8 protein-coding genes are annotated in these 12877 nt (G+C 72.8%); 6 read left to right on the forward strand and 2 right to left on the reverse strand.

Annotated features, from left to right (window positions below):
* Positions 1-219: 219 nt before the first annotated feature.
* Complete coding sequence (locus tag ACFQ79_RS38055; protein ID WP_383592296.1) at positions 220-2079, reverse strand: ABC transporter ATP-binding protein; 1860 nt, start codon at positions 2077-2079, stop codon at positions 220-222.
* A gap of 90 nt (positions 2080-2169) precedes the next feature.
* Here ACFQ79_RS38055 and ACFQ79_RS38060 point away from each other — a divergent pair, with 90 nt between their 5' ends.
* The 3 genes from ACFQ79_RS38060 to ACFQ79_RS38070 all read left to right on the forward strand — a co-directional run bounded on the left by ACFQ79_RS38060 (position 2170) and on the right by ACFQ79_RS38070 (position 7285).
* Positions 2170-2649: a MarR family winged helix-turn-helix transcriptional regulator gene (locus ACFQ79_RS38060; protein WP_030316783.1), complete on the forward strand. Its 480-nt coding sequence runs from the start codon at positions 2170-2172 to the stop codon at positions 2647-2649.
* Between the two features lie 37 nt (positions 2650-2686).
* The gene (locus ACFQ79_RS38065) at positions 2687-5611 is read left to right on the forward strand and encodes an FAD-binding and (Fe-S)-binding domain-containing protein (RefSeq protein WP_383592300.1); all 2925 of its coding nucleotides are present in this window, start codon (positions 2687-2689) and stop codon (positions 5609-5611) included.
* Between the two features lie 240 nt (positions 5612-5851).
* On the forward strand, positions 5852-7285 hold the full coding sequence (locus tag ACFQ79_RS38070; protein WP_383592303.1) for a Gfo/Idh/MocA family protein: 1434 nt from the start codon (positions 5852-5854) through the stop codon (positions 7283-7285).
* A 60-nt stretch (positions 7286-7345) separates the two neighbouring features.
* Here ACFQ79_RS38070 and ACFQ79_RS38075 read toward each other — a convergent pair whose 3' ends face one another.
* Positions 7346-8962 carry a peptide-N4-asparagine amidase gene (locus ACFQ79_RS38075; RefSeq protein WP_383592306.1) on the reverse strand — a complete coding sequence of 539 codons (1617 nt, stop codon included), beginning with the start codon at positions 8960-8962 and terminating at the stop codon, positions 7346-7348.
* Positions 8963-9155: 193 nt separating this feature from the next.
* Here ACFQ79_RS38075 and ACFQ79_RS38080 point away from each other — a divergent pair, with 193 nt between their 5' ends.
* From ACFQ79_RS38080 to ACFQ79_RS38090, 3 genes are all read left to right on the forward strand, one after another.
* Positions 9156-11042 (forward strand): ABC transporter transmembrane domain-containing protein, encoded by a 1887-nt coding sequence (locus ACFQ79_RS38080; protein WP_383592309.1) that lies wholly within the window; start codon positions 9156-9158, stop codon positions 11040-11042.
* Positions 11039-12820, forward strand: a complete 1782-nt coding sequence (locus ACFQ79_RS38085; protein WP_383592312.1) for an ABC transporter ATP-binding protein — start codon at positions 11039-11041, stop codon at positions 12818-12820. The genes ACFQ79_RS38080 and ACFQ79_RS38085 overlap by 4 nt, the downstream gene beginning before the upstream one ends.
* Positions 12817-12877: FAD-dependent monooxygenase (locus ACFQ79_RS38090; protein ID WP_383592315.1), on the forward strand; the 61-nt coding region annotated here is incomplete at its 3' end. The genes ACFQ79_RS38085 and ACFQ79_RS38090, both read left to right, overlap by 4 nt.

Consider the following 12877-nt stretch of genomic DNA (forward strand, 5'->3'; position numbering starts at 1 on the left):
GCGCCGGGGCACTGCGATCGTCAGACGAGCCAGCCCAGGAAGTGGACGACGCCGGCGAGCAGGTTGGTGATGACGTTCATGGTGGTGCTTCTCCTCGTACAGGTACATCAGTGGGACTGATGCTTCAGTGGGACTGCGCGGTCACGGTCTGCAGCCCGTCGATCGCGCACCGCAATCATCCGACGTCGTACGGGAGTCGGGCAACGAATCCGGGAACGATCACACGTTCTGGGGAACAACCGCTCCCACGTTCGCCTGTTCGGTGACGGCCGCGGCGGTCCGCGCGTCGCGCCGGACCAGGGCCGCGTACTTCCCGTCCCGGGCGAGCAGCTCGTCGTGCGTGCCGCGCTCCGCGATCCGGCCGGCCTCCAGGACGACGATCTGGTCGGCGTCGCGGACGGTGGAGAGCCGGTGGGCGATGGTGATCGTGGTCCGGCCGGCCGACAGGGCGTCGATGGCCTGCTGCACGGCGTGCTCCGTACGGGTGTCGAGGGCGCTGGTGGCCTCGTCGAGGATCAGCACGGGCGGGTCGCGCAGGATGGTGCGGGCGATGGCGAGGCGCTGCTTCTCCCCGCCCGAGAAGCGGTAGCCGCGCTCGCCGACCAGGGTGTCGTACCCCTCGGGCAGCGAGGCGATGTGGTCGTGGATCTGGGCGGCGCGGGCGGCCGCCTCGATCTCCTCGTCGGTGGCGTCCGGCTTGGCGAAGCGGAGGTTGTCGGCGACGGAGGCGTGGAAGAGGTACGTCTCCTGGGAGACGACGCCGACCGCGCGGGCGAGGCTGTCGAAGTCCAGGTCGCGGACGTCGACCCCGTCGAGGGTGACGCGGCCGCCGGTGACGTCGTAGAGCCTGGGCACCAGGTAGCTGAGGGTGGACTTGCCGGAGCCGGTGGGGCCGACGACGGCCAGACTGCCCCCGGCGGGGACGGTCAGGTCGACGGCGTCGAGCGTCGGACGGCCGGCGCCCTCGGGGTCGTAGCGGAACTCGACCTTCTCGAAGGCCACCTCGCCGCGGATCTCGGCGAGCCGGACGGGCTCGGCGGGCTCGGTGATGTCCACCGGCAGGTCGAGGTACTCGAAGATGCGCTGGAAGAGCGCGAGGGAGGTCTGCATCTGCACGCCGGTGGAGAGCAGGCTGACGGCGGGCCGGAAGAGGCCCTGCTGGAGCGAGACGAAGGCGACGAGGGTGCCGAGCGAGATGGCGGCCCCGCCGGAGTCCAGGGCGATGCCGGCGGCCCAGTAGATCAGGGCGGGCATGGCAGCCATGACGATGCCGATGGTGGACATCCGCCACCGTCCGGCCATGGAGGAGCGCACTTCGAGGTCGACGAGGCGCTCGGACTCCTCGGCGAAGGACTTGGTCAGGGAGTCGGCGCGGCCCATGGTGCGGCCGAGCAGGATGCCGCTGACCGAGAGGGACTCGGTGACGGTCGCGGCCATGGCGGCCATCTGCTTCTGGCGCTGGGTGGTGATCCGCTTGCGCTCGTTGCCGACGCGGCGGCTGATCCAGACGAAGACCGGCAGCAGGAGCAGGGAGACGAGGGTGAGCCGCCAGTCGAGGGCGAGCATCGCGGCGACGGTCGCGACGACGGCGGTGAGGTTGGAGACCAGGGAGGTGGCCGTGGAGGTCACGGTCGCCTGCATGCCGCCGATGTCGTTGGCGATGCGGGACTGCACCTCGCCGGTGCGCGTGCGCGTGAAGAAGGCGAGCGGCATCCGCTGGAGCTGCTCGTAGACCCCGGTGCGCAGGTCGTGCATGACGCGCTGGCCGACGGTGGTGGAGATCAGGGTCTGGAGCACGCCGAAGACGCTGGTCAGCACGGCGGTGGCGATCATGCCGAGGGCGAGGAGGCTGAGCAGCCCGGTGCGCCCCTGGGGGATCGCGGTGTCGAGGATCTCCTTGAGCAGGAACGGTGAGGCGACGGTGACGAGCGAGGCGGCGCCGACGAGGAGGCCGACGAGCGCCAGGCGGGCACGGTAGGGGCGGAAGAGCCGCAGGATGCGCCGCAGCTGCGCGGGCTCCTTCGGCTGCGAGGAGTCGCGGGGCGGGGGCGTCCAGTCGGACTGGTCGTGGGGGCGCATGGGCTCCTTCGAGGGTTCGGCGATGTCGATGAGAGCTTAGCTCATTGTTACCTATGCTCACAATGAACATGGTCCTGATATTGTTCCCGCATGAGCACCTCCGCCGTCCCGACCGGACCCGGCCGTTCGGGGGAACCCGACGCCGACGGCCTCCTCGCCGAGCAGCTGCTGCGCCTCACCCGGCGTCTGCACCGCATCCAGAAGCGCCACCTGGAGCCGGTCGGCATCACGCCCGCCCAGTCCAGGCTGCTCCGCACGGTCGCGCACTTCGGGGAGCCGCCCCGGATGGCCGACCTCGCGGCCCGGCTCGAGGTCGTGCCGCGCGCGGTGACCAGTCTGGTCGACGGTCTGGAGGCCGTCGACCGGGTGCGCCGGGTGCCCGATCCGAGCAACCGCCGGGTGGTGCGCATCGAGCTCACCGACGCGGGCCGCGCCACGCTGCGTGAGCTGCGCAGCGCGCGCCGGGCGGCCGCAGAGGACATCCTTGCTCCATTGACCGCCGCACAGCGCGAGGTGCTCGGAGGTCTGCTGTCCGCCCTGGTCGACCCCGGCCCGGAGGGCGGCTGCTGACCCTCGGGCGCACGGACGCGCGAAGGGGAGCCGTGACATGCCGCTGTTCGAGCCGAACCCGCAGGCCCTTCGCCCCGGTACGAAGCGGAGTCCGGCGCCGGACCGCGTGCCGGAGCTCCAGGCCCGGGGGACGCCGAGGCGGCTGCGCGAGGAGCTCACCGAACTCCTCGGACCGGAGAAGGTCCTCTCGAAGATCTCCGACCTCGTGCGGTACGCCTCCGACGCCAGCCCGTACCGCTTCGTCCCGCAGGTCGTCGTGGTCGCCGAGGACATCGACGACATCTCCACGATCCTGTCGTACGCGCACGGCAAGGGCCGCGAGGTCGTCTTCCGGGCCGCCGGGACCAGCCTCAACGGGCAGGCGCAGGGCGAGGACATCCTGGTCGACGTGCGCCGCCACTGGGCGGGCGTCGAGGTCCTGGACGGCGGTGCGCGCGCCCGGATCCGCCCCGGCACCACCGTCGTGCGGGCCAACGCGGCGCTCGCCCCGCACGGGCGGGTCCTGGGTCCCGATCCGGCCAGCGCCATCGCCTGCACGATCGGCGGGGTCGTCGCCAACAACGCCTCCGGCATGACGGCCGGGACCACGCGGAACTCGTACCGCACGGTCGCCTCGCTCACCTTCGTCCTGCCGAGCGGGACCGTGGTCGACACGGCCGACCCGGCCGCCGACGAGCAGCTGGCACGCGCCGAGCCGAGGCTGTGCGCGGAGCTGATGGAGATCAAGGCGGAGATCGAGGCCGACACCGCCCTCACCGACCGGATCCGCGCCAAGTACGCCATCAAGAACACCAACGGCTACCGGCTCGACGCCTTCCTCGACGGCGACACCCCGGTACGCGTCCTGCGGGGTCTCATGGTGGGCTCCGAGGGCACCTTCGGTTTCATCTCCGAGGTCGTCTTCGACACCCTGCCGCTGGACCGCGAGGTGTCCTCGGCCCTGCTCTTCTTCCCCTCGCTGCCGGCGGCGGCCGAGGCCGTCCCCCTCTTCAACGCGGCGGGAGCGCTGGCCGTCGAGCTGATGGACGGCAACACCCTGCGGGCCTCGGTGAGCGTGGCGGGCGTCCCGGCGGACTGGGCGGAGCTGCCCAAGGAGACGGCGGCGCTCCTGGTCGAGTTCCGGGCGCCGGACGCGGCCGCGCGGGAGGCGTACGAGCGGGCGGCGGCGGAGGTCCTCGCCGGCCTCGACCTGGTGGCCCCGGTGGCCTCCGTGGAGAACGCGTTCACCACCGACCCGAAGCGGATCGCGGGCTACTGGAAGGCCCGGAAGGCCTTCGTGACGGCGGTCGGCGGCTCACGCCCCTCCGGTACGACCCTGATCACCGAGGACTTCGCGGTGCCCCCGGCCCGGCTCGCGGAGGCCTGCGAGGCGCTGCTCGACCTGCAGTCCCGGCACGGCTTCGACGCCGCCGTGGCCGGTCACGCCGCGCACGGCAACCTCCACTTCCTGCTCGCCTTCGACGCGGGCGACCCCACCGACGTCGAGCGGTACGCGGCCTTCATGGACGAGTTCTGCAAGCTGACCGTGGAGCGCTTCGACGGCTCCCTGAAGGCGGAGCACGCCACGGGCCGGAACATCGCGCCGTTCCTGGAACTGGAGTGGGGGACGCGGGCGACCGACCTGATGTGGCGGATCAAGGAGGCCATCGACCCCGACGGGGTGCTCGCCCCGCGGATCGTCCTGGACCGCGATCCGCACGCCCACCTGCGGGGCCTCAAGACGATCCCCACCGTGGAGCGGATCGCCGATCCCTGCATCGAGTGCGGCTTCTGCGAACCGACCTGTCCCAGCCACGATCTGACGACCACTCCGCGCCAGCGGATCGTGCTGCGCCGGGAGATGATGCGGCAGCGCGACGGCTCCCCGGTCGAGACCCGCCTCCTGGAGTCGTACGGCTACGACGCCGTCGACACCTGCGCCGGCGACTCCACCTGCAAGCTGGCCTGCCCGGTCGGGATCGACACGGGCGCGCTGATGAAGGAGTTCCGGCACGAGCGGCACACCTCGCGCGAGGAGCGGATCGCCGCCCTCGCCGCGAAGAACTTCCGCGCGGCGGAGGCCTCCGCACGGCTCGCGGTCGCCGCCGCCGACCGGATCGGCGACCGGGTCCTGGAGTCGGTGACCGGCCTGGCCCGCCGGGCGATCAGCACCGACCTCGTACCTGAGTGGCTGCCGGAGATCCCGGGCGCGGCGGCGCGGCGGCTGCCCCGCACCCACCGTCCCGCGGCGGTCGCCGTCTACTACCCGGCCTGTGTGAACCGGATCTTCGGCAATCCGGACGGCGAGCGGGGCCCCTCCCTCCCGGAGGCCGTGGTCGCGGTGTCGGCACGCGCGGGGAAGCCGGTGTGGATCCCCGACGACGTGGCCGGAACCTGCTGTGCGACGATCTGGCACTCCAAGGGGTACGAACGCGGCAACGAGGTGATGGCGAACCGGATCGTCGAGGCGGCCTGGGGATGGACCGCGGGCGGGACGCTGCCGCTGGTCGTGGACGCCTCCTCGTGCACGCTGGGCATCGCGCACGAGGTCGTGCCGTACCTGACCGAGGACAACCGGGCGCTGCACGCCGAACTGACGGTGGTCGACTCGCTGGTGTGGGCGGCGGACGAGCTGCTCCCCCGGCTCGAGGTACGCCGCCGGGTCGGCTCCGCCGTGGTCCATCCGACCTGCTCGATGCGGCACCTGGGCGACGAGGACCGGCTGACGGAGCTCGCGCGGGCCTGCGCCGATGAGGTCGTCGTCCCCGCCGACGCGGGCTGCTGCGCCTTCGCCGGCGACCGGGGCATGCTGCATCCGGAGCTGACGGCCGCGGCGACGGCCCGGGAGGCGGCCGAGGTGACGGCGCGGCCCTTCGACGCGCATCTCTCGGCCAACCGGATGTGCGAGATCGGGATGGACCGGGCGACGGGACGCGGCTACGGCTCGGTGCTCCTCGCCCTGGAGCACGCGACACGGCCCTGACCTCCCGTCACACTCCGGGCAGAGCCCGGTGGAAGGCCCCTCACCCCGCACGGTGAGGGGCCTTTCGTCTGTTCGAGTGACGGTGGGCGCCCGGTGAGGCTCGGCGCGAGATCCGGAACAGTAAAGTCCAACTACCCATGACGAGAGTCCTGTAGGCGCCCTTGCGAACCTCCGGTCGCCGGGGCCAGGGTCCTGTGCGGGATTCATGAAACAGCCGTGCACGCAGCTCCGGGAGGTTCCATGAACGAGCAGACACCGCACACCCCGAGCCGTCGCAAGGTCCTCAGGACCACGGCGGCCGCGGCCGGGACGGGCCTCGGCATCGGCGCCCTCGGCAGCCTGAACGCCGAGGCCGCCGCGGCCGCCCCGGCGACCTCGCCCGAGGCCGCCACCGCCGCGACGCCCTCCGGCACCACCCGCAGGCGCCTCGGGCCCACCATGGCCGGGGTCCCCTTCCCCGGCCGCTCCACCGTCCGCGTCGCACTCGTCGGCCTCGGCAACCGGGGCAACGGCATGATCGGCCTCTACCTCGCCCTGCCCTGGGTGCGGGTGGTCGCCGTGTGCGACCCGGTGCGCGAGAAGGCCGAGCGGGCCTCGGCGAAGGTCGTCGCCGCCGGACAGCCCGCCCCGGCCGTCTACACCAAGGGCGAGGAGGACTACAAGAACCTCTGTGCCCGCTCCGACGTCGACTTCGTGCACGTCGCCACCCCCTGGGACAGCCACCACGCGATCGCCCGCGCGGCGATGCTGGGCGGCAAGCACGTCGGCGTGGAGTGTCCGGTCGCGATGACGCTCGACGAACTGTGGGACCTCGTCGACCTGTCGGAGCAGACCCGCCGCCACTGCATGCAGCTGGAGAACTGCTGCTACGGCCGGAACGAGATGCGGGTGCTGCGGATGGCGCACGCGGGCAAGTTCGGCACGCTCCTGCACGGCGCGGGGGCGTACAACCACGACCTGCGCGCGCTGATGTTCTCGCCGACGTACTACGAGGGCCCCTGGCGCAGGCTCTGGCACACGAGGCTGAGGGGCGACCTCTACCCGAACCACGGCTTCGGCCCCGTCGCCAACTACATGGACATCAACCGGGGTGACCGGGCGGTGAGCATCAGCAGCTTCGGGACTCCGGCCCTCGGACTCGCCGAGTACCGCGAGGAGAACATGCCGGCGGGCGACCCGAGCTTCAAGGAGACGTACATCGGGAGCGACCGGACGATCAGCCTGGTCCAGACGGCCCAGGGCCGGGTGATCCGCCTGGAGCACGACGTCTCCACCCCGCACCCGTACAGCCGGGTCAACAGCCTGGGCGGGACGCGCGGCGTCTTCGAGGACTACCCGGCCCGGATCTATCTGGAGCCGGACCACAAGGACGACCAGTGGGGCGACTTCTCCACGTACGCGGGCGAGTTCGACCACTGGCTCTGGAAGGACCACGCCAACCCGCCGGGCGGCCACGGCGGCATGGACTACATCATGGTCTACCGCCTGATGCAGTGCATGCGGCTCGGACTGCCGCCGGACTTCGACGTGTACGACGCCGCGACCTGGACCGCGCCGGTGCCGCTGAGCCACGCCTCCATCAAGGCGAAGGGCGCGCCGCAGGAGATCCCCGACTTCACGCGCGGTGAGTGGCGCAAGGCCCGCTCGGGCGTGGACTCGGTGAAGCCGGCCTGACGCCGGGGCTCCCGGCGCACGGTGCCCGGCCTCCGCGTACGGGGCCGGGCACCGTCCCGTTCAGCAGCGCCGCAGGTCCTGGGTGACCGTGCCCTGAACGGTCGTCAGGCTCCGGTCGTAGCAGCCCCCGGAGCCGTACAGCCGGTAGTGCTCGCGCGTGGTGCCGACCGCGTGCCGCTGGTCGCGCGGGACGCCGGTGGTGTACGTGGCGTCCCCGGTGTACGTGTCGTCGAGCCGCGACCAGGACAGGCGCCGTCCGTCGCGCAGGACGGTGGTGTCGGCGCGGTCCCCGAGGGTGAGGACGGTCCGCAGCCGGTCGCCCGCGCCGATCGTGGTCTCGCCGTCCATGGTGTACGTCCGGTCGGTGCGGGTGACGGTCCGGCCGCCGGTCACGGTCTCGCGGTCGGTCCAGCGCGCGGTGAACGCGTCCGGGTTCTCCCCCTCCCCCCAGCGGTGCGCGGAGGTGTGGGCGACGGTCCGGTCGACGGTGGTGGCGATCCGGCCGTGCGAGGTGTTCAGGTGTCCGGCGACGGTGAGCCGGTGGCCTGCGTCGGTGTCGAGCCGGTGGAGGGAGTCCGCGGTGCCCGCCGTGTAGACGGAGGAGTTGCGCGGGGCGGTCTCCTCGTGGCGGTCGAGGCCGCCGGTGACGACCCGGCTGCCCTCGTCCTGCCAGAGGAGCACGTTGGTGGGGGTGGACCAGCCCGACTGCCCGGCCGGCACGCCGGCGACGGTGACCTCCACGCGGTGGGCACGGCCGTCGTTGAGGACGGCGGCGAAGGGGGTCAGGTCGTAGAGGATCGGCTGGACGTCGAAGGCGCGCGGCCCGGGGGTGACGTACCAGAGGAAGGGGTTCGACCAGCCGCCGGTCCAGACGGTCGGGAAGGGCGCGGCGATGCCAGCGAGGCGTCCGTCGACGGAGACGCGGACCTCGCGGTGCGGTCCGTCGCCGGCCCGGCAGGAGTAGGGGGCGGCGTCGGGGACGGAGAGGTACCAGTACTCCTCGCAGCCGCCTCCGGAGCCGGTGGCGTACACCTCGGCGAGGACGCGCTCGGTGTTGCGCGGGGTGGTGAGGGTGGGGCCGGTGAGGGGGATCACCCGGTCGGGCGTACCGGCGGCGGGCTTCACCCGGCCCTGGGCGGTGTGGAAGGTGAGGGTGACGCGGACGTCGAGGACACCGGTGTAGGTCTCGTTCACGACATTGCCGATGAGCATCTCGACGGCGCCGGGGCGGCTGAGGGTGTCGCGGTAGCGGGTGACGTCCTTCTCGACCGACCAGCCGATGCCGTCGGGCGAGGGCTGTGGAGTGGAGGTGCGGAGGATCTCCACACCGCCGACGGTGAGGTACCCGAGGCGGTCGTACTGGCGGCCCTTCACGCTCCCTTCGAGGCGCAGGACGACCTTGTTCCAGCGGGTGCCGCATTCCTTCGGCGGGGCGTAATCCCCCTGGTAGGGCGTGAAGTCGCGGAACCGGGCGGCGGCGAGGGTGATCTCGCAGCTGCGGGTGCCGGGGGTCTCGACGGGCGGGGCGGCGGTGACCGGGTCGTGCCAGTCGGTGGTGAACTCGGCCGGGGGCGTCGGGCCGTTCGGGCCGTCGGCGGCGGCCGGGTGGGCGGTGAGGAGCGCGCCCGCGGCGAGGACCAGGCCGCTGAGCATGCTCATGATCTTGAGTGATCTCATGGGGCTGGAGTGAAGCGCGCTCGGCGCCGTGCGGTCCAGAGGACGATGAGCGGACATGGCGCGATCTGTTCCCCCGTGTGGAAAATCGATTGCCGCGCCTGGGGGAAGACGCGAACCTTGCACGGCTTTCCCCGCCGTCGCACACCCCCGGCGTGCGTTCCCCCCAGACGAGACCCGGAGACCCTGGGACGCCATGCAGATTCGAGATCTACCCTTCGCCGACCCAGGGGTCCCCGATGTCCGCTCGGGCACGCGGTTCCTCGTCTGGCTCGGCCGTCAACAGCTCGGCGGGCAGGTGAAGTCCATGCTGTGGGGACTTCTGCACCACCTGGGCATCGCCGGACTGCCCCTCGGCATCGGCATCGCCGTGCAGTCGGTCGTGGACCGCGACGGCGGGCGCCTCGGGCTCGCCGGAGTGCTGCTCGTGGTGCTGGGCGCCGCGATCTCGGTCGGTGACGTGATGCTGCACCGCACCGCCGTCACCAACTGGATCACGGCCGCCGCCCGCGTCCAGCAGCTCCTCGCCCGCAAGACCGCCGAACTGGGCTCCGTCCTGACCCGGCGGGTCGCCGCGGGCGAGGTCGTCGCCGTGTCCACCGGCGACGTGGAGAAGATCGGCTGGTTCGTCGAGGCCCTGTCGCGCTTCGCCGCGGGCGCCGTCGTGCTCGTCTTCATCTGCGTCGGCCTCGTCGTCTACCAGCCCGCCCTGGGCGTCGTCGTGGCCGTCGGCGTCCCGATTCTCGCCCTCTCCGTGCTGCCGCTGCTCCCCCGCGCCACGCGCCGGGCGGACATCCAGCGCGAGAAGGCGGGCAAGGCCACCGAACTCGCCTCCGACACCGTCGCCGGGCTCCGTGTGCTGCGCGGCATCGGCGGCGAGGAGCTGTTCCTCGGCCGCTACCGCGCCGCCTCGCAGGAGGTCCGCGCGGCCGCCGTGCGCAGTGCGCGCATGTGGGCGCTGATCTCCGCGATCCAGGTCGTGCTGCCCGGCATCCTGCTCATCGCCGTGGTGGCGTACGGCGCCCGGCTCGCGTTCGACGGCCGGATCACGGTCGGCGAACTGGTCACCGTCTACAGCGCGGTGGCCCTGACCTACCACCCGCTGCGCAACTTCGAGGAGATCGCCATGGCCTTCTCCTTCTCCCGGCCGTCCGCGAAGCGGGCCGCCCGGGTCCTGGCCCTGGCCCGCACGACCGGCACGGCCACCGGGGCGGACGGGGACGGGGACCGCAAGGCGATCGGTGACCTGTACGACCCGCTGACCGGGCTGCTCGCCCCGGCCGGCCGCTTCACCGCGGTCGTCTGCGGCGACCCGGACGTGGCCGGACGGCTCGCGGACCGGCTCGGCGGCCACCCGGCCGATCCGGGCGAGGACCACACCTCGGTGCTGCTCGGCGGGGTGCCCCTCGACGAACTGCCGCTGGACACCGCCCGTACGGCCGTCCTCGTCCAGGACAAGGACCCGGTCCTGCTCTCGGGAACCCTCCACGAGCTGCTCGACGTGCCCCGCTCCGGCGACGTGCTCCCGGACCGGGCCCTGACCGCAGCCCGGTGCGACGACGTCCTCGACGCGCTCGCCCAGGCGTCCGTGGACACGGAAGGCGATCCGATGCGCACCCGGATCACCGAGCGGGGCCGGTCGCTCTCCGGCGGCCAGCGCCAGCGGCTCGCCCTCGCCCGGTCCTTGGTGGCCGACCCGGAGGTGCTCGTCCTGGACGAGCCCACTTCGGCGGTCGACGCGCACACCGAGGCGGGGGTCGCCACCGGGGTCGGCGCCCTGCGCACGGGCAGGACCACCGTGATCCTGGCCTCCTCACCGCTGATCCTGGACCGCGCCGACCGGGTCGTCCTGATCGACGAGGGCCAGGCCGTCGCCGTCGGCACCCACCGCGAACTGCTCGCCCGTGAACCCCGCTACCGCGCGGTCGTCACCCGCGAGACCGACGAGGAGCACGCCGCGACGGCACCGCCCGTCGAACGGCTCGACCCGCTCGACCCGCTCGACGGGGCCGCCGACGTCGAACCGGTCGGCGCACGCGACGCGACCGAAGCCGTCGAAGCACTGGAAGGGGAATCCGCATGATCGGCCTGGCACCACCGGAGTACGACCCGGCGGCCCCGACGACGGCGACGACACTGCCCGTCGCCGCCGACGCGACCGTCCGCGGCTACGTACGCGAGCTGCTGCGCCGCCACCGCCGGGCGTTCGCGCTGCTCATCGGGGTGAACGCGGTCGCCGTGGTCGCCTCGATGGCCGGCCCGTACCTGCTCGGCTCCGTGGTGGACAAGCTGGCCACGGGCGCGCGTGAACTCCATCTGGAGCGCACGGTCGCCCTGTTCGCGGCCGCCCTGCTCGTCCAGACCCTCTTCGTCCGGCTCGTCCGGCTGCGCGGGGCCATGCTCGGCGAGGAGATGCTCGCCGACCTGCGGGAGGACTTCCTCGTCCGCGCGGTCGGCCTGCCGCCCGGCGTCCTGGAACGGGCCGGTACGGGTGATCTGCTCTCCCGGATCACCACGGACGTCGACCGGCTCTCCAACGCGATGCGCGAGGCCGTGCCCCAGCTGGCCATCGGCGTCGTGTGGGCCGGACTGCTGCTCGGCGGTCTCGCGGTCACGGCACCGCCGCTCGCGCTCGCGGCGCTGCTCGCCGCGCCGCTGCTCATCGTGGTCTCCCGGTGGTACTTCCGGCGGGCTCCGGCCGCGTACCGCTCGGAGTCGGCGGGGTACGCGGCGGTGGCCGCCGCCCTCGCCGAGACGGTCGACGCGGGCCGCACGGTCGAGTCGCACCGCCTCGGCGCCCGCCGGATCGCGCTGTCGAACCGGCGGATCTCGGAGTGGGTCGCCTGGGAGAGGTACACGCTCTTCCTGCGCTCGGTGCTCTTCCCCGCCGTCAACCTCACCCATACGACGGTGCTGCTCGCCGTGCTCCTGCTCGGCGGGGTGTTCGTCCTCCAGGGCTGGATCGACGTCGGTCAGCTGACGACGGGCGCGCTGCTCTCCCAGATGCTGGTGGACCCGATCGGCATCGTGCTCCGCTGGTACGACGAGCTCCAGGTCGCGCAGGTGTCCCTGGCCCGGCTCGTCGGCGTCCGTGACATCGAGCCGGACGCGGGCGACACGGAGGTCCACCCCGAGGGCCGGGCCGTCCGGGCGGACGACGTCCGGTTCGGCTACCGCGAGGGGGTCGACGTGCTGCACGAGGTGTCCCTGAAGGTGGCCCCCGGCACCCGGCTCGCCCTGGTCGGCCCGTCCGGCGCCGGCAAGTCGACCCTGGGCCGCCTCCTCGCGGGCATCTACGCCCCGAGGACCGGCTCGGTCACCCTCGGCGCTGCCGAACTGGCGCGGATGCCCGCCGAGCGGGTCCGTGAGCACGTGGCCCTGGTCAACCAGGAGCACCATGTCTTCGTGGGCTCGCTCCGCGACAACCTGCTCCTGGCCCGGACGGGGGCCGCGGACACCGAGCTGTGGGCGGCGCTCACGGCGGTGGACGCGGAGGTCTGGGCACGGGGGCTCGACGAGGGGCTGGACACCGAGGTCGGCTCGGGCGGCCGTTCGCTGACCCCGGCGCAGGCCCAGCAGATCGCCCTGGCCCGGCTCGTCCTCGCGGATCCGCACACACTGGTCCTGGACGAGGCGACCTCGCTGCTCGACCCGCGCGCGGCCCGGCATCTGGAGCGGTCCCTCGGCCGCGTCCTGGACGGGCGGACGGTCGTGGCCATCGCGCACCGGCTGCACACCGCGCACGACGCCGATCTGATCGCGGTGGTCGAGTCGGGCCGGATCAGCGAGCTCGGCAGCCACACGGAACTGGTGGCGGCGGACGGGGCGTACGCGGCGCTGTGGAGGTCGTGGCACGGGTGACCGGAGGGCAGGGCCTCAACCTCGGCATCCAGGACGCGTTCAACCTCGGCTGGAAAC

It is taken from the genome of Streptomyces sp. NPDC056480, assembly GCF_042795405.1.
GTDB lineage: Bacteria > Actinomycetota > Actinomycetes > Streptomycetales > Streptomycetaceae > Streptomyces.

Excerpts from the sequence above, each read along its gene's own strand:
- ACFQ79_RS38055 (WP_383592296.1), bottom strand. The coding sequence starts at position 2,079 with ATGCGCCCCCACGACCAGTCCGACTGGACGCCCCCGCCCCGCGACTCC.
- ACFQ79_RS38060 (WP_030316783.1), top strand. The coding sequence starts at position 2,170 with ATGAGCACCTCCGCCGTCCCGACCGGACCCGGCCGTTCGGGGGAACCC.
- ACFQ79_RS38065 (WP_383592300.1), top strand. The coding sequence starts at position 2,687 with ATGCCGCTGTTCGAGCCGAACCCGCAGGCCCTTCGCCCCGGTACGAAG.
- ACFQ79_RS38070 (WP_383592303.1), top strand. The coding sequence starts at position 5,852 with ATGAACGAGCAGACACCGCACACCCCGAGCCGTCGCAAGGTCCTCAGG.
- ACFQ79_RS38075 (WP_383592306.1), bottom strand. The coding sequence starts at position 8,962 with ATGAGATCACTCAAGATCATGAGCATGCTCAGCGGCCTGGTCCTCGCC.
- ACFQ79_RS38080 (WP_383592309.1), top strand. The coding sequence starts at position 9,156 with ATGCAGATTCGAGATCTACCCTTCGCCGACCCAGGGGTCCCCGATGTC.
- ACFQ79_RS38085 (WP_383592312.1), top strand. The coding sequence starts at position 11,039 with ATGATCGGCCTGGCACCACCGGAGTACGACCCGGCGGCCCCGACGACG.